The organism is Streptomyces jumonjinensis (genome assembly GCF_009600885.1).
GTDB classification, from domain to species: Bacteria; Actinomycetota; Actinomycetes; order Streptomycetales; family Streptomycetaceae; genus Streptomyces; species Streptomyces jumonjinensis.
On record NZ_VCLA01000021.1, the window covers coordinates 1 to 14,780 of the forward strand.

Below are 14,780 nucleotides of genomic sequence, written 5' to 3' on the forward strand. Positions count from 1 at the left end.
GGGGACGGGGTGCGGATCACCGTCCCAGCAGGGCGGTGATCGTGCCGACCGGGTCGGCGTCCGGTGTGCCGCGCGGCCACCAGTCCTCTCGTCCGGCGTCCGACTCATATCCGTACCAGAGACCGTCGCGGCCGAACCGGAGTTGGAGGGAGTCGGTGGACAGCCGGTTGCGCCAGGGGCGGAAGCCGGGGAAGTCGGCTGCGTCCAGCGCGGGCCGGGCCCGGTCGAACGGGCCCGCTGGCGGGTCCCAGGGCTCGTCCAGTACATCGAGGGCCGTCCGGCCGCCCTGCCGCCAGGCGGCTACCGAGCGGGCCAGCTCTGTGGGAGTGCGGCCGGTCGCTCCGGCGAGATCGCGGTAGAGGGCGCGGGTGGAGGCGGTGAGTCCGGAGCCGGGGTGGGCGGCGGCCAGCCGGACCGCGTCCTGCCAGGTGGTGAGTTCGGCTATGGGGTCGGCGCCGGTGGTGAGCAGGGTGTGCGCACGGGCCGCCGCCTCGGTGGCGAGCAGATCCAGCGCCAGCGGGTCGGGCGTGCCAGGTCCCTCCGGGTAGGCGGGCGGGCGGCCCGGATGAGCGGGAGCGGGGAACGGCGGCGGCAGAGCGGGGAGCCTGCGGGGCACGAGCGCCTCTTCCGCCGGAACGGTGGGCGGCGGAGCGGCGGGCGCGGAGGTGTGCTCGGCCGCCGAGCGGGTGGCGTTGCGGTGTGCGAGAGCGGCGAGGATCTCGCGCTCACCCATGCCGCGCATGAGGAAGAGAACGAAGGGGTCCTGCTCCAGCAGCCGTGCGGTCTGGTAGCAGAGGGCCGCGGCGTGCTTGCAGGGATAGCCGTCGTCGGGGCAGGAGCAGTCGGGGATCAGATCGCCCGATGCCGGCAGCAGATCCGCCACGGTCGCGAGCGCCTGGGGCACCTCCTTGTCGAGCAGGGCGGCGATGTGGTCGGGGCGGGCGGCGGCGGCGGACAGGAAGTCGTCCCAGTCGTCGTCGGAGAGCGTCCGCAGTCGGATCTCCGTACGGTACGGGCGCGGTCTGCTCCCATGGACATACGCGGTCACCCGGCCGGGTGTGACCGTGATCGCGTCCACCTGGCCGCGGCCCGCGTAGGCCCGGCCCCGGGCGAGTCTGGCCGGGTCGAGCGCCGTGTCCTCCAGGGCCTCCACCCAGGCGTTCCCCCACCAGCTGGAGGCGAAAGCCTCACCCGTCAGCGGCTCCAGAGCGGGGAAGGTCCGGCGGCGGTCATCGGTCCGGGCCGCTGTGGCGGCGGTGCGGCGGCCACGCCGACGGGAGCCCTCGGCCAGGTCCGGAGGGAAGGCGGCGCGGCGAGCGGACGGCGGGGTCATGAGGGCCTCCGCAGGGAGACGAGATCGGCGAGCTCGCGGGCGGGCAGCTCGGTGAGGGCGGCCTCCCCGGAGCCGAGTACTGCGTCCGCGAGGGCCCGTTTGGCCGCGAGCATCTCCGCGATGCGGTCCTCCACCGTGCCCTCCGCTATCAGCCGGTGGACCTGTACCGGCTGGGTCTGACCGATGCGGTACGCGCGGTCCGTGGCCTGCTCCTCGACGGCGGGATTCCACCAGCGGTCGAAGTGGATGACATGACCGGCCCTGGTCAGATTCAGTCCGGTGCCTGCCGCTTTCAAGGAGAGGAGAAAGACCGGTGTCTCGCCCGACTGGAAGCGGTCGACCATGCGCTCCCGCTCCGCGACCGGGGTCCCGCCATGGAGCAGCTGGGAGGGAATGGCACGGGTGCTGAGGTGCGCCGACAGGAGCCGGGCCATGGAGACGTACTGGGTGAAGATCAGGACTGAGCCCTCCTCGGAGAGGATGGTCTCCAGCAGTTCGTCGAGGAGGGCGAGTTTGCCTGATCGCCCGGCGAGCCGAAGACCCCGCCCCACGGAACCGGTGGCGAGCGGGGACGCCGGCACCCCGCGCTCGGACGGATCGCCCGCCCGTCGGGAGGCCGGCTGCGCGGAGACGCCTCTGGACGTGCTGCCGACCGTCAGCCGCCGGTACTCCTTCAGGAACTGCGCGGGATGGTTGCAGATCTGCTTGAGATCGGTCAGCAGCTTCATCACCAGGCCGCGCCGCGCGATGCCCTCCGCGCTCTCGATGGCCGCCATCATCTCGCGGACCACCGCCTCGTACAGCGAGACCTGTTCACGGGTGAGCGCCACCGGATGATCGGATTCCGTCTTGGGCGGCAGCTCGGGCACGATCCCGGGGTCGGACTTTCTGCGGCGCAGCAGGAAGGGCCGCACCAGCCGGGCCAGTCGCTCGGCAGCCTCCGCGTCCTCGCCGAGCTCCACCACCCGCGCATGCCGGGCGCGGAAGGCCTTGAGCGACCCCAGCAGCCCCGGGGTCGTCCAGTCCAGCAGGGCCCACAGCTCGGACAGATTGTTCTCCACCGGTGTGCCGGTCAGCGCCACCCGGGCGGGCGCCGGAATGGTGCGCAGTGCCTTGGCCGTCGCCGAGTAGGGGTTCTTGATGTGCTGCGCCTCGTCGGCCACCACCATTCCCCAGCTCTGCCCGGCGAGCCGCTCCGCGCTGGTGCGCATGGTGCCGTAGGTGGTGAGCACGAAGCCGCCGTCGCCGCCCGGCAGGGTCCGCTCCGTGCCATGGAAGCGGCGGACCGGAACGGCGGGGGCGAACCGGGTGATCTCCCGCTGCCAGTTGCCGAGGAGGGAGGCGGGGCAGACGACGAGGGTGGGTGCGGGACGGTCCCGGTGGAGGTGGAGAGCGATCAGCGTGACCGTCTTGCCGAGTCCCATGTCGTCGGCGAGACAGCCGCCGAGCCCCAGCGCGGTCATCAGGTCGAGCCAGGCCAGGCCGCGCAGCTGGTAGTCGCGCAGGGTGGCGGCGAGCCCTGCGGGGGCCGCCACCGGAGCGGCGCCCTGCGACAGCCGGTCGCGCAGGGCCGCCAGGGCGCCCGTGGGCACCGCCGCCACGGTCTCGCCGTCGACCTCGGCCGTGCCGGTCAGTGCCACGGCGAGCGCGTCGACCGGTTGCAGCAGCCCGAGCTCCCGTTTACGCGCCTTGCGCACCAGGTCGGGGTCGACCACTACCCACTGATCGCGCAGCCGGACGACCGGGCGGTGCGACTCGGCCAGCGCGTCCATCTCGTCCTCGGTGAGCGGATCGCCGTCGAGGGCCAGCTGCCAGTTGAACTTCAGCAGCTCTCCGCTGTCGAAGAACGGTGTGCCGTCGGTCGCCGAGCCGGGTGCGGGGCGCACCACGGCGGTGGCGGAGAGCGAGCGCGCCAGCTCTCTCGGCCAGTGCACGGCCACCCCGGCGTCGGCCAGCCGGGCGGCTCCGGGCCCCAGCAGTTCGTACAGCTCGTCCTCGGCGAGTGCCAGCACATCGGGGACGTCCCGCTCCAGCAGCCCGGCGAGCGGCGGCCAGACCCGGGCCGCGCGGCGCAGGGCGAGCACCGCGTCGATCCGGGCGCGCGGACCGAAGTGGTCGTCTCCCGCACCCGACCACAGCCGGGCGGCGTCGATGACCAGCGTCGGGTCGGCGAGGCTGTGCACCTGGACGACGGCGGCTCCGGCGCGGCGCGCGGCGCCCTGCTCCTCCTCGGCGCCAGCGGTGTCGAAGAGGCGGAAGGCCGACAGATCGAGCCGTAGCGAGACGCGGACCCCGGCGTCCATACCGGCCGCCGCCTCGGCGGCCCACTCACGAGCCCTGGGCAGCCACTGGGGCTCCACCGCGGCGAAGGGTGCGCCCGCCGCGTACCCGGCGGCGGGGGTGCGGGGCAGGGTGTCGGCTACCGCGTCGAAGAAGGCCCGCACCAGGGCCTCGGGCTCGGGCAGCCGCACCGGTGGCGGACCGGGCACGGGCGTGGCGTACGCCTCGTAGGGCATCGCGGCGGCGATCGCTCTCAGCTGGGCGATGTCACCGGCGTCCAGGGGGCCCGCGCGCCAGGCGTCGTGGTCGGTCGCGGTGAGTCCGGGCAGCAGTCTGCCGCGCGCCAGCAGATTCAGCGCGTGCAGCGCGGCAGCGCCCCAGCAGGCCGCGGCGGGATGGGCGTCCGGTCGGCCGGCGACGCCGATCAGCAGCGGCAGTGCGGCGGCGACGGGGAGCAGAACGGCGGGGACGGTACGGCTGCCGATGTCCACGGCGGGGGGACCGGTGCGGTCAGGATGAGCGGCGCGGTCAGCACGGTCGGGATGACCGGCACGGTCGGGATGGCCGGTGCGGGAGGGACGCTCCGGGCTCATGGCAGGGACAACGGTGATCTCGTCCGTCGCATGGGGCAGCCTGTCGCCGTCGGGGTCCCAGAAGGCGACCCGGCCCTCGCGCGGCAACGCCGCCGGGAGAAAGACGGCGGCGCAGCCGCGCAGCGATCCTGATGTCTCCGGCGTCATACGGGTCACCTCCCATCCCTGCGGCCGTGTATCGGGTATCTGATGAACGACCTTACGGGCAGGGTCTGACAACGAAGCCGACGCATGACGACTTCCCTGGTCAGGGGCTTACGGTCGCCCCACGGACCGGTGAGCGGACCGGTGAGCGGACCGGTGAGCGGACCGCTTCGCGGGCCCTGTGCCGGGAGCTGGTCCCGACGGACCCACGCGGGTCACCCCGCGCGGGTCGAAGAGGCGGACCCTGCGGGCCGGCCGTCATGCCGCCGGTGGCAGCGGTCGCACGCGCGGTGACCGGTCCGGGGTCGCGCCGCGAGCACAGGGAGTCAAGCCCAGCTTCGGGCCCGGCTCCTGAGCCGGAGCCGCCGGCCCTCCGGGCGGCCGAGCCTCGGCGCCGTCCGCGCTCCGGCCCGGCCCACTGTCCGCGGCGTCCGGGCGGGCCTGCTTCTCCTCCCCTGCCTCCGGACTCCGCTCCAAGAGTTCGTCCCCCGCTTCCGGACTCCGGCCCGAGGGCCCCGCTCCCGCTTCCGGACTCCGGTCCGAGAGCTCCTCCCCTGCTTCCAGGCTCCGACCCGTGGATTCATCCGCCGCTTCCAGGCTCCGGCCCGAGGGTTCATCCGCCGCTTCCAGGCTCCGGCCCGAGGGTTCATCCGCCGTCTCCAGGCTCCGGCCCCGCTCCTCGGTGTCCGGCGTCCGCGGCTCCGCCGCCTGCGGCTGCGGCTGCGGCGCACCGATGGGCTGCTGGGCCCGTTCCAGGAAGCGGAGCAGCTCCACCGGGAAGGGCAGCACCAGTGTGGAGTTCTTCTCCGCCGCCACCGCCACCACCGTCTGCAACAGCCTCAGTTGCAGCGCAGCGGGCTGCTGGGACATCACTCCGGCCGCCTCGGCCAGCTTCTTCGAGGCCTGAAGCTCGGCATCCGCGTTGATCACCCGGGCCCGGCGCTCCCGGTCGGCCTCCGCCTGCCGCGCCATCGACCGCTTCATGGCCTCCGGCAGCGACACATCCTTGATCTCGACCCGGTCGATCTGTACGCCCCATCCCATCGCAGGGCTGTCGATCATCAGCTCAAGGCCCTGGTTGAGCTTCTCCCGGTTGGACAGAAGATCGTCCAGATCGCTCTTTCCGATGATCGAGCGCAGCGATGTCTGCGCCATCTGGGAGACGGCGAACCGGTAGTCCTCCACCTCGATGATCGCGTTCGCCGGTTCGATCACACGGAAGTAGACCACCGCGTCGACGCGGACCGTGACGTTGTCCCGGGTGATGCCCTCCTGAGCGGGGATCGGCATGGTCACGATCTGCATATTGACCTTGTAGAGCCGGTCCACGACCGGAACGATCGTGGTGAGTCCCGGGGAGCGGATTGCTCCGCGCAGCCGCCCGAGCCGGAGGACCACTCCTCGCTCGTACTGCTTCACGATCCTGGCCGCCGCCATCGCGTAGACCAGCAGGCTCGATAGGACCGCGATACCCGCGATCACCAGCGTTTCGAGCATCAGGGCATCCCCTTCCGTCCGAGCTGGACACTCAAACCAAAGGTATGCCCTATATGTACGCTTAAGCCAGATTCTCCAGCCGGCTCGGATCCCCCCGCCCCACACCGGGGCATCCCACGATCAGTCCGGCTTCACAGCCGGAACCAGCCGTGTCCGCCGTACCAGTGCCCACCCGCCCGCAGATGGTCGACGATGGCCCGCTCCAGCGTCGTACGGCGCGGCAGGCTCTCCAGCGGCAGCCGACGGTCACCGAAGACGAACTCGACCGGTTCTCCGTCCGCCACCCTGGTCTTGTCGGACCGGATCCGGAAACGGTCCTGGAAGCCACGGATATTGGAGTGCTCGGGCAGATACCGCGTGAGCTGCGGATCGAGAAGCCAGGAGTGGCATTCGGCGACTCCATAGGGTTCTTCGGGGTAGCAGCGCGAGAAGAACTCCCTGGCCCGAACGAGGGATCTGTCGCACGCCCCGGGGGTGAGCGGCCCGAGGAAGTCGGGGATGTGCAGACCCAGCGCGTAGTCTCCCGGGCCGTACGGAAGCCCGTCGGCGCGCACCGCCGCGCCGATCGGTTCCCTGAGGCGGCACCGCTGGAACTGAAGCCGCCCCAGTTGATACAGCTCGCCCCGGAAGTGCAGCGCGAGCCAGCCCGGCACGGGCAGTCCTCCCGTACCGCGTCTTCTGCGGTGGAGGGCCATGTGACGGCCCAGATCAGCGAGCGTACGGCGGGATACGCCGTCCGGAACCGCACGCTCCCGGTGGTACGCGCGGACGGCGGGGAGAGCGGCGACGTACACCAGCACGGGGAAGTAGCGGGCGAGCGCGCCGCCGGTGCTCTCCAGGTCCTCGGATCGCGGCAGCTCCGGCCCTCCGCCGATCCTGCCCATGTCCCGTACCAGATCCACGGCGGCCGACTCCAGCGTCCGGCGCAGTCCGGTGTCCGCCGAGATCCGGCCGCGCAGCCGGAGGAGTTCGGCGATGTCCTCGTGCGGCACGGCCAGGTCGAGCAGGGCTCCCGCCAGATCCTCGGCGACCGGCAGTTCCATGGTGTCCGTCATCCGGCTCCCCCTGGGCCATCAGGTCCGCTCTCCCGGCGCCGGTCGTGCGGAGACGACGGCGGATCGGCACGGACCGATACGGATACGAGCGCGCCCCGGCACACATGAGGTTCACGGGCGACGGGGGCGCGGTGCATTCTGGACAGTGGAGAGCGATCGTCATGCGCACAGGGAGTGAACCCGTCACCGCACGCAGTGCCCTGCGGATGCGGTTCTGGCTGACGGTCTGGGGCCTGCTCTGGACGAGTGCGGGAACGGTGGCATTCGCCCTCTCGGATCACCCCGGATGGGCGGCTCTCTGCGGGGCGCTGCTGCTGATCGTCCTGGTGGATATGGCCGTGGTCCTGCACCATATCCACCAGGGGCCGCACTATCAGCCCGGCCCCGACATCCCGCCGTACGAACCGGTCCGCAACCGGCCGCGCCCGCCCGGGGGACCGCGCCCCGGCGGCTGACGAACCGGTTTTCCTCATGCCTCTGCGTCATGCCTCTGCGTCGTCGAAGCGAGCGGCGCTCAGATACTCCGGCTTCGGGTCGAGTGCCGCAGCCAGACGGAAGTGACGCTTCGCCTGCTCGGGACGCCCGGCCCGCTCGAAGGTCCGGGCAAGGGCGAAGTGCGCGAACGCGTTGTCCGGCTCGCGCTCCAGGACGAGCTCGAATTCCAGCTCGGCAGGACGCAGTTGGGCAGCCGCGAAGAAAGCTCGGGCACGGAGCAGACGCGCGGCCGTGTTCTCGGGATGCGCCGATATGACCGAATCCAGCAGCTTCACGGCACCACGCGGATCCCTCGCGGCGAGCAACTGCTCGGCCGCGCGGTAGTCGATGACATGCGTCTCCGGATTGCTTTCAGGCACAGCTCCATCCTTCCCCTGCCTGCACGGTTCCAACACAGGTCCCGCCAGGGGTATTCCGGGGTGATAGGCGACCCACGCCCGTCCGGCTCCGGCGAGCACACGGCGAGTTCAGAGCCCGGCGACCGCCAGCAGCAGCCCGATCACCGCCAGCAGCAGTCCTGTCAGCACGAAACCCCGGTCGACTCCGGCACGCTCATGCCCGTCGACCACGACCTCACGTGGATCATCCGGGTCGTACGAGAGACGCACGCTGCTCCCCTCGGGCAGCGACACCGGAGACGTGATCTCCAGTACGCGGCCGTCTCCGGTCTCGTACTCCAGCAGCGGCCGTCCCGTTCCGAGGAGCGCGGGTTTCACCAGGGCGATGGCGTAAAGGCCCGCGGACGCGATACGACGGGTCTCGCGCAGGCCGTACGCGCCGGCGAGTACGGCGACCAGGCCGCCGAGCATGGCGAAAGCGGCGAAGACGATCTGCATCGTGCCGATGCTAGCGCTGCCCCGAGCCGAGTGGCGGCTGCTTGACGGATGCCTGACGCGGCGGCCCGTACCGCCGGCCCGCGGCCCACCGGGGCCATTTCCGCGACCCGCCGGGGCCACCTCGTAACTACCCTGCGGCGACCCACCGGCACCTTCCCGTATCCCGCCCGGGCCACCCCGTAGCCACCCTGCGGCGACCCACCGGGACCACGCCGTATCCCGCCGGAGCCACCCTGCGGCGACCCACCGGGACCACGCCGTATCCCGCCGGAGCTACCCCGCGGCCCGCCTGGTCAGCTCCGCCCACACCTCGCGTACCTGCGGTTCGAGTGCGGCCAGCGGGCCGTCGTTGTCGATGACCAGGTCGGCGATGGCACGCCGCTGCTCCCCGGTGGCCTGCACAGCCATCCTCGCCCGCGCTTCGGACTCCGTCATTCCGCGCAGCCGTATCAGTCTGTCCAGCTGGGTACGGGGTGTCGCGTCCACGACGACGACCAGGTCGTACCGTCCGGCGAGCCCGTTCTCGGTGAGGAGCGGGACATCGTGGACCACGACCGCGTCGGGGCCGGCCGACTGCTCCAGCTCTCGGGCGCGCATCCCCACCAGCGGATGCACGATCGCATTGAGAACCGCCAGCCGCTCCGGGTCCGCGAAGACGATGGATCCGAGTTTCGGCCGGTCAAGGGTGCCGTCGGCGGTGAGAATCCCGGGGCCGAAGGCGTCCACGACAGCGGCGAGACCCGGCGTACCGGGCTCGACGACCTCACGGGCGATCTTGTCGGCGTCGATCAGCACCGCTCCGTACGACTCCAGCATTCGGGAGACTTCGCTCTTGCCGGCGCCGATTCCACCGGTCAGGCCCACGGACAGCATGAGCGGAGCTTAGCCTCCGGCCAGGGGACCCGTGCCCGGGGCGCCGGTGCTCAGGAGTCGCCCTCACGCTCCGCGAGGAAGCGCTCGAACTCAAGGCCGATCTCGTCCGCGGAGGGCAGATCCACCGGTTCCGCGACCAGGCTGCCCCGGGTATCGGCTCCCGCCATCGCGTCGTACTGGTGCTCAAGCCCCTGAACGAGGCTCACCAGCTCCTCGTCGCCCTCGCCGATCTGGCGTTCGATCTCGTTCTGGGTGCGGTGCGCCTCGGTGCGCAGGGCGTGCGCGACGCCGGGGAGAACGAGACCGGTCGCGGCGGTGATCGCCTCCAGGGCGGTCAGCGCGGCGTCCGGATAGGAGGAGCGAGCGACATAGTGGGGCACATGGGCGGCTACGCCGAGAACGTCATGGCCGGCCTCCATCAGCCGGAACTCGACCAGGGACTCGGCGCTGCCCGGCACCTGGGCCTCGTCGAAGGGGCTGCGATGGCCGGGCATCAGGTCGGTGCGGTTGCCGTGCGGGGTGAGGCCGACCGGGCGGGTGTGCGGGACGCCCATGGGGATGCCGTGGAAATTGACCGAGAGGCGGACCCTCAGACGCTCCACGATCTGGGCGACGGCAGCCGCAAAGCGCTCCCACTCCACATCCGGCTCCGGTCCCGACAGCAACAGGAAGGGGGCTCCCGTCGCGTCCTGGACGAGACGTACTTCGATGCCCGGGGTCTCATACGCCGTCCAGCGGTCGCGCCGGAACGTCAGCAACGGACGACGGGCACGGTAGTCCACCAGTTTGTCGTGGTCGAAGCGGGCCACCACCTGGTGCGGCAGCGAATCGAGGAGATTGCCGACGATCTGTTCACCGGTCTCTCCAGCGTCGATGTATCCGTCGAAGTGGTACAGCATGACCAGGCCGGCAGACTCCTGCGCGAGCGCCACATCGACGACCGCGAGCCCCTTCGGCTCCCATTCGTACAAACCCTGCGGATCAAGCACGATTACCGCTCCTCCTCGTGTTCGTAGGCCACAACGCTCGGTAGCGCACCGGCATTCCCCGCACACGGAGGATGAACACTCGGAGGACGACATCGGGAGAAAAAAGTAAGGCCCGCTCCCCAGGGGGAGCGGGCCTTACTCTCTCAGCTATCCGTCAGCCGGTGCAGAGCCTCAGCTCTGGCCTCCGGCCAGCTTCTCGCGGAGGGCGGCCAGCGCCTCGTCCGACGCCAGGGCGCCGGAGTTGTCGTCCGACTCCGAGGAGTACGAACCGCTGGCGGGCGCGGCGGCCGGAGCGGCGGTGCCACCCTCGGCAGCAGCGGCCTCGTCGGCCTCGCGGGACTTGATGACCTGAGCCTGGTGCTGCTCGAAGCGCTGCTGCGCCTCGGCGTACTGGGTCTCCCAGGCCTCGCGCTGGGTCTCGAAGCCGGCGAGCCAGTCGTTGGTCTCCGGGTCGAAGCCCTCGGGGTAGATGTAGTTGCCCTGGTCGTCGTAGGACGCGGCCATGCCGTACAGGGTCGGGTCGAACTCGACCGAAGCCGGGTCGGCACCGAAGGACTCGTTGGCCTGCTTCAGCGAGAGGCTGATGCGACGGCGCTCGAGGTCGATGTCGATGACCTTGACGAAGATCTCGTCGTTGACCTGGACGACCTGCTCCGGGATCTCCACGTGGCGCTCGGCCAGCTCGGAGATGTGGACCAGACCCTCGATGCCCTCGTCCACGCGGACGAACGCACCGAACGGAACCAGCTTGGTGACCTTGCCGGGGACGACCTGGCCGATCTGGTGGGTGCGGGCGAACTGCTGCCACGGGTCTTCCTGGGTCGCCTTCAGCGACAGGGAGACACGCTCGCGGTCCATGTCGACGTCGAGAACCTCGACGGTGACTTCCTGGCCGACCTCGACAACCTCGGACGGGTGGTCGATGTGCTTCCAGGACAGCTCGGAGACGTGGACGAGTCCGTCGACGCCACCCAGGTCCACGAAGGCACCGAAGTTGACGATCGAGGACACGACGCCCGAGCGGACCTGGCCCTTCTGGAGGGTGGTGAGGAAGGTCTGGCGGACCTCGGACTGGGTCTGCTCAAGCCAGGCACGGCGGGACAGGACCACGTTGTTGCGGTTCTTGTCCAGCTCGATGATCTTGGCCTCGAGCTCCTTGCCCACGTAGGGCTGGAGGTCGCGGACACGGCGCATCTCGACCAGGGAGGCGGGCAGGAAGCCGCGCAGGCCGATGTCGAGGATGAGGCCGCCCTTGACGACCTCGATGACGGTACCGGTGACGATGCCGTCTTCTTCCTTGATCTTCTCGATGGTGCCCCAGGCACGCTCGTACTGGGCGCGCTTCTTCGAGAGGATCAGGCGGCCTTCCTTGTCCTCCTTCTGGAGAACAAGGGCTTCGATCTCGTCGCCGACCTTGACGACCTCGTTGGGGTCGACGTCGTGCTTGATCGAGAGCTCGCGGCTCGGGATGACACCTTCGGTCTTGTAACCGATGTCGAGCAGGACCTCGTCCCGGTCGACCTTCACGATGACGCCGTCGACGATGTCGCCGTCGTTGAAGTACTTGATCGTCTCGTCGATCGCGGCGAGGAAGGCTTCCTCGTTACCGATGTCGTTGACCGCTACCTGCGGAGTGGCGGTGGTCTCGGTGCTGCTCGTCATGTGGGAAAGGGCTCCGGTACGGACATTGAAGTCGTAGGTACTGCTACGCCGTGAGCCTGTATCGCAGCTGCAAGAAGCCGGACAGCCTTCGAAGCGCCGATCCAGACGGGATCGCCTGGAGGCGCCTCGTGAACCGAGGGGACATACATACAGATGCAAGCGCGGCCTACTCGGTCTGAGGCGCGCAGGCCCGCAGCGCAACTTGTAGCATACGGGGGCAGCCGGACACGGTCAATGCGCGAAGGCGCACACCCGGGGTGGATCGTCGCATATCCGGCACAACTCGTGTTTGCGGAGGCCACCATGGCCGCCATTAATCGCACCGACACATAAACGACAACGACGGTGAAGATGATCCAGCACATCGACCACATCGACAGTCCCGAACCGGAGGCGACCCGCCGCGACGCGGGGAACACGGAGAGCAGCCGGGCGAGCCGTGGCTGGTGGGACCGGAACGCCGATGAGTACCAGAGCGAGCACGGCGCGTTCCTCGGGGACGACCGGTTCGTCTGGGGTCCCGAGGGCCTCGACGAGGCGGAGGCGGGGCTGCTCGGCCCGGCGGAGTCCCTGAAGGGGCAGGACGTGCTGGAGATCGGGGCGGGCGCGGCGCAGTGCTCCCGCTGGCTCGCCGCGCAGGGCGCTCGCCCGGTGGCGCTGGACCTCTCCCACCGCCAGCTCCAGCACGCGCTGCGGATCGGCGGAGGGCTGCCGCTGGTGGAGGCGGACGCCGCCGCGCTCCCCTTCGCCGACGAATCCTTCGATCTCGCCTGCTCCGCCTATGGGGCGGTGCCCTTCGTCGCGGACCCGGCGACGGTCTTCGCCGAGGTGCGCAGGGTGCTGCGGCCCGGTGGGCGGTGGGTCTTCTCCGTCACGCACCCCATCCGCTGGGCGTTTCCCGACGAGCCCGGGCCCGAGGGGCTGAGCGTGGCCGCGTCGTATTTCGACCGCACCCCTTATGTGGAGCAGGACGAGCGGGGGCGCGCGGTGTATGTGGAGCATCACCGGACCATCGGTGACCGGGTGCGGGATGTGGTGGCGGGCGGCTTCCGACTGCTGGATCTGGTCGAACCGGAGTGGCCGGCCTGGAACAGCCAGGAGTGGGGCGGCTGGTCCCCGCTGCGGGGGAATCTGATCCCGGGGACGGCGATCTTCGTGTGCGTACGGGACTGAGGTACGGCGGTACGGCTGCGGGCGTGCGATCACGTCGTACGCCCGCGAGTGGGGGGGCGCTTCGCGCGCCTGCGAATGGGGGTCGTCCCGCGCGCCTCCGAATGGGGGGTCGTCCCGCGCGCCTGCGAAGGGGACGGATCGTCTCGCGCGCCTGCGGGGCGTGCGGTCGCCTCGTACGTTCGCGAGTGGGGGATCGCCCGTCCGTGAGCGGGCGAGCGCCTCGCGCCGACGCTCCCGTGTCCCGTCACACAACCCGCATTCAGTAATACAAACAGATGAGCGCACTGAGACTGTGGACAACGCGGAACACGGCCCGCCGGGACGTATGAGACTGATCGCATGATCCGAACCGACGCACTCGACCGTCTCCCGGTACGCGAGGCCGTGCCCGAGCTGCTCGCCGCCTTGGACGAGCGCGGGGCAGCGGTGCTGTCCGCGCCGCCGGGCACCGGAAAGACGACCTTGGTGCCGCTGGCGCTCGCCGGGCTGGTGGGCGAGGGACCCCGGCGGCGGGTGCTGGTCGCCGAGCCCCGCCGGATGGCGGTCCGGGCAGCCGCGCGCCGGATGGCGTGGCTGCTGGGCCAGGAGACCGGCGAGGCGGTCGGCTACACGGTGCGCGGCGAGCGCCGGGCCGGGCCCGCGACCCGGGTGGAGGTGGTCACCACCGGTGTCCTGTTGCAGCGCCTCCAGCGCGATCCGGAGCTGGCCGGTGTGGATGTGGTGCTGCTCGACGAGTGCCATGAGCGGCATCTCGACGCGGACACCGCGATGGCGTTCCTGGTGGATGTGCGGGCCGCCCTCCGGCCCGAGCTGAAGCTGATCGCCGCCTCGGCCACGGGTGACGCCCAGGCGTGGGCGGAGTTGCTGACGGTACTGGAGGGTTCAGGACCCGCGCCCGTGGTGAGCGGCAGGGGCGAGGGGTACGGGTGCGCAATCCGCTACGCACCGCCGCCCAGCGGGGTCCGCCCCGCTCACGGGGGCTGGGTGGACCCCGCGCTGCTGCGGCATGTGGCCGCGACGGTCCGGCTGGCGCTGGACCGGCACTCCGGTGACGTTCTGTGCTTTCTGCCGGGTACGGGGGAGATCGCCCGGACCGCCGGGATGCTGGAGGGGGTGGCCGCGGAGGTTCTTCAGCTGCACGGGCGGGCCCCGGCCGGGGTGCAGGACGCGGTGCTGCGCGGTGGGGACGCCCGGCGGGTGGTACTGGCCACCTCCGTCGCCGAATCCAGCCTGACCGTGCCCGGGGTGCGGATCGTGGTCGATTCGGGGCTGGCCCGTGAGCCCCGGATGGACCATGCGCGGGGGCTCGGGTCGCTGGTGACCGTGCCGGTGTCGATGGCTGGAGCGACGCAGCGGCTCGGCAGGGCGGGCCGGGAGGCGTTCGGGACGGTGTATCGCTGCTGGGCCGAGGCCGACGAGACACGGCGGCCTCGATTCCCGTCGCCCGAGATCGGAACCGCGGATCTGGCCGCGTTCGCACTGCGGGTTTCCTGCTGGGGGGACCCTTCGGCGAGCGGGCTTGCGCTGCTGGACGCTCCGCCTGCCGGGGCGATGGCGGCGGCTCGCTCGGTGCTCGGCTCGATCGGCGCGGTGGACGAGGACGGCCGGGCGACCGAGCGGGGGGTACGGATGTCCCGCCTCGGCCTCCACCCCCGGCTGGCCCGGGCTCTTCTCGATGGCGCGCTGGAGGTCGGCGCGCGCCGGGCGGCCGAGGTGGTCGCCCTGCTCAGTGAGGAGCCGCCGAGGGAGTACGGCGACGATCTCGCGGCGGCCTGGCGCACGGCCCGGCGGGGCGGGGACGCGTACGCCGCGCGCTGGCGGACGGAGGCCCGGCGGCTGGAGTCGTCGCT

12 protein-coding genes are annotated in these 14,780 nt (G+C 71.1%); 3 read left to right on the forward strand and 9 right to left on the reverse strand.

Going from position 1 to position 14,780, the window contains the following annotated elements:
* Nucleotides 1–16 precede the first annotated feature (16 nt).
* The 4 genes from FF041_RS02385 to FF041_RS02400 form a co-directional block, all read right to left on the reverse strand.
* Nucleotides 17–1,333, reverse strand: a complete 1,317-nt coding sequence (locus tag FF041_RS02385; RefSeq protein WP_153520808.1) for an SWIM zinc finger family protein — start codon at nucleotides 1,331–1,333, stop codon at nucleotides 17–19.
* The gene (locus FF041_RS02390; RefSeq protein ID WP_153520809.1) at nucleotides 1,330–4,353 is read right to left on the reverse strand and encodes a DEAD/DEAH box helicase; all 3,024 of its coding nucleotides are present in this window, start codon (nucleotides 4,351–4,353) and stop codon (nucleotides 1,330–1,332) included. The genes FF041_RS02385 and FF041_RS02390 overlap by 4 nt, the downstream gene beginning before the upstream one ends.
* Before the next feature lie 255 nt (nucleotides 4,354–4,608).
* The gene (locus tag FF041_RS38770) at nucleotides 4,609–5,847 is read right to left on the reverse strand and encodes an SPFH domain-containing protein (protein WP_228387991.1); all 1,239 of its coding nucleotides are present in this window, start codon (nucleotides 5,845–5,847) and stop codon (nucleotides 4,609–4,611) included.
* Between the two features lie 131 nt (nucleotides 5,848–5,978).
* Nucleotides 5,979–6,902 (reverse strand): acyltransferase domain-containing protein, encoded by a 924-nt coding sequence (locus FF041_RS02400; protein WP_153520810.1) that lies wholly within the window; start codon nucleotides 6,900–6,902, stop codon nucleotides 5,979–5,981.
* A gap of 161 nt (nucleotides 6,903–7,063) precedes the next feature.
* On the opposite strand from FF041_RS02400, the gene FF041_RS02405 reads away from it, so the two are divergent.
* Entirely contained in the window at nucleotides 7,064–7,357 is a 294-nt protein-coding gene (locus FF041_RS02405; protein ID WP_153520811.1) for a DUF6343 family protein, read from the forward strand.
* A gap of 27 nt (nucleotides 7,358–7,384) precedes the next feature.
* On the opposite strand, the gene FF041_RS02410 is transcribed toward FF041_RS02405, so the two are convergent.
* The 5 genes from FF041_RS02410 to rpsA form a co-directional block, all read right to left on the reverse strand.
* Nucleotides 7,385–7,756, reverse strand: a complete 372-nt coding sequence (locus tag FF041_RS02410; protein ID WP_323391012.1) for a tetratricopeptide repeat protein — start codon at nucleotides 7,754–7,756, stop codon at nucleotides 7,385–7,387.
* A 108-nt stretch (nucleotides 7,757–7,864) separates the two neighbouring features.
* Complete coding sequence (locus FF041_RS02415) at nucleotides 7,865–8,233, reverse strand: DUF3592 domain-containing protein (RefSeq protein ID WP_153520812.1); 369 nt, start codon at nucleotides 8,231–8,233, stop codon at nucleotides 7,865–7,867.
* Nucleotides 8,234–8,506: 273 nt separating this feature from the next.
* Nucleotides 8,507–9,106, reverse strand: coding sequence for a dephospho-CoA kinase (gene coaE / locus FF041_RS02420; protein WP_153520813.1), 600 nt, complete (start codon nucleotides 9,104–9,106; stop codon nucleotides 8,507–8,509).
* A gap of 50 nt (nucleotides 9,107–9,156) precedes the next feature.
* The gene (locus FF041_RS02425) at nucleotides 9,157–10,095 is read right to left on the reverse strand and encodes a PAC2 family protein (RefSeq protein WP_323370970.1); all 939 of its coding nucleotides are present in this window, start codon (nucleotides 10,093–10,095) and stop codon (nucleotides 9,157–9,159) included.
* A gap of 171 nt (nucleotides 10,096–10,266) precedes the next feature.
* Nucleotides 10,267–11,757 carry a 30S ribosomal protein S1 gene (gene rpsA / locus FF041_RS02430; protein ID WP_153520814.1) on the reverse strand — a complete coding sequence of 497 codons (1,491 nt, stop codon included), beginning with the start codon at nucleotides 11,755–11,757 and terminating at the stop codon, nucleotides 10,267–10,269.
* A gap of 351 nt (nucleotides 11,758–12,108) precedes the next feature.
* On the opposite strand from rpsA, the gene FF041_RS02435 reads away from it, so the two are divergent.
* Both FF041_RS02435 and FF041_RS02440 read left to right on the forward strand, forming a co-directional pair.
* Entirely contained in the window at nucleotides 12,109–12,930 is an 822-nt protein-coding gene (locus FF041_RS02435) for a class I SAM-dependent methyltransferase (protein WP_153480178.1), read from the forward strand.
* A gap of 339 nt (nucleotides 12,931–13,269) precedes the next feature.
* On the forward strand, nucleotides 13,270–14,780 hold a 1,511-nt coding region (locus FF041_RS02440; RefSeq protein ID WP_194291906.1), incomplete at its 3' end, for a helicase-related protein.

Bases quoted from the DNA above. Each gene is read 5' to 3' on its own strand.
- FF041_RS02385 (WP_153520808.1), bottom strand. From the start codon at position 1,333: ATGACCCCGCCGTCCGCTCGCCGCGCCGCCTTCCCTCCGGACCTGGCC.
- FF041_RS02390 (WP_153520809.1), bottom strand. From the start codon at position 4,353: ATGACGCCGGAGACATCAGGATCGCTGCGCGGCTGCGCCGCCGTCTTT.
- FF041_RS38770 (WP_228387991.1), bottom strand. From the start codon at position 5,847: ATGCTCGAAACGCTGGTGATCGCGGGTATCGCGGTCCTATCGAGCCTG.
- FF041_RS02400 (WP_153520810.1), bottom strand. From the start codon at position 6,902: ATGACGGACACCATGGAACTGCCGGTCGCCGAGGATCTGGCGGGAGCC.
- FF041_RS02405 (WP_153520811.1), top strand. From the start codon at position 7,064: ATGCGCACAGGGAGTGAACCCGTCACCGCACGCAGTGCCCTGCGGATG.
- FF041_RS02415 (WP_153520812.1), bottom strand. From the start codon at position 8,233: ATGCAGATCGTCTTCGCCGCTTTCGCCATGCTCGGCGGCCTGGTCGCC.
- coaE (WP_153520813.1), bottom strand. From the start codon at position 9,106: ATGCTGTCCGTGGGCCTGACCGGTGGAATCGGCGCCGGCAAGAGCGAA.
- rpsA (WP_153520814.1), bottom strand. From the start codon at position 11,757: ATGACGAGCAGCACCGAGACCACCGCCACTCCGCAGGTAGCGGTCAAC.
- FF041_RS02435 (WP_153480178.1), top strand. From the start codon at position 12,109: ATGATCCAGCACATCGACCACATCGACAGTCCCGAACCGGAGGCGACC.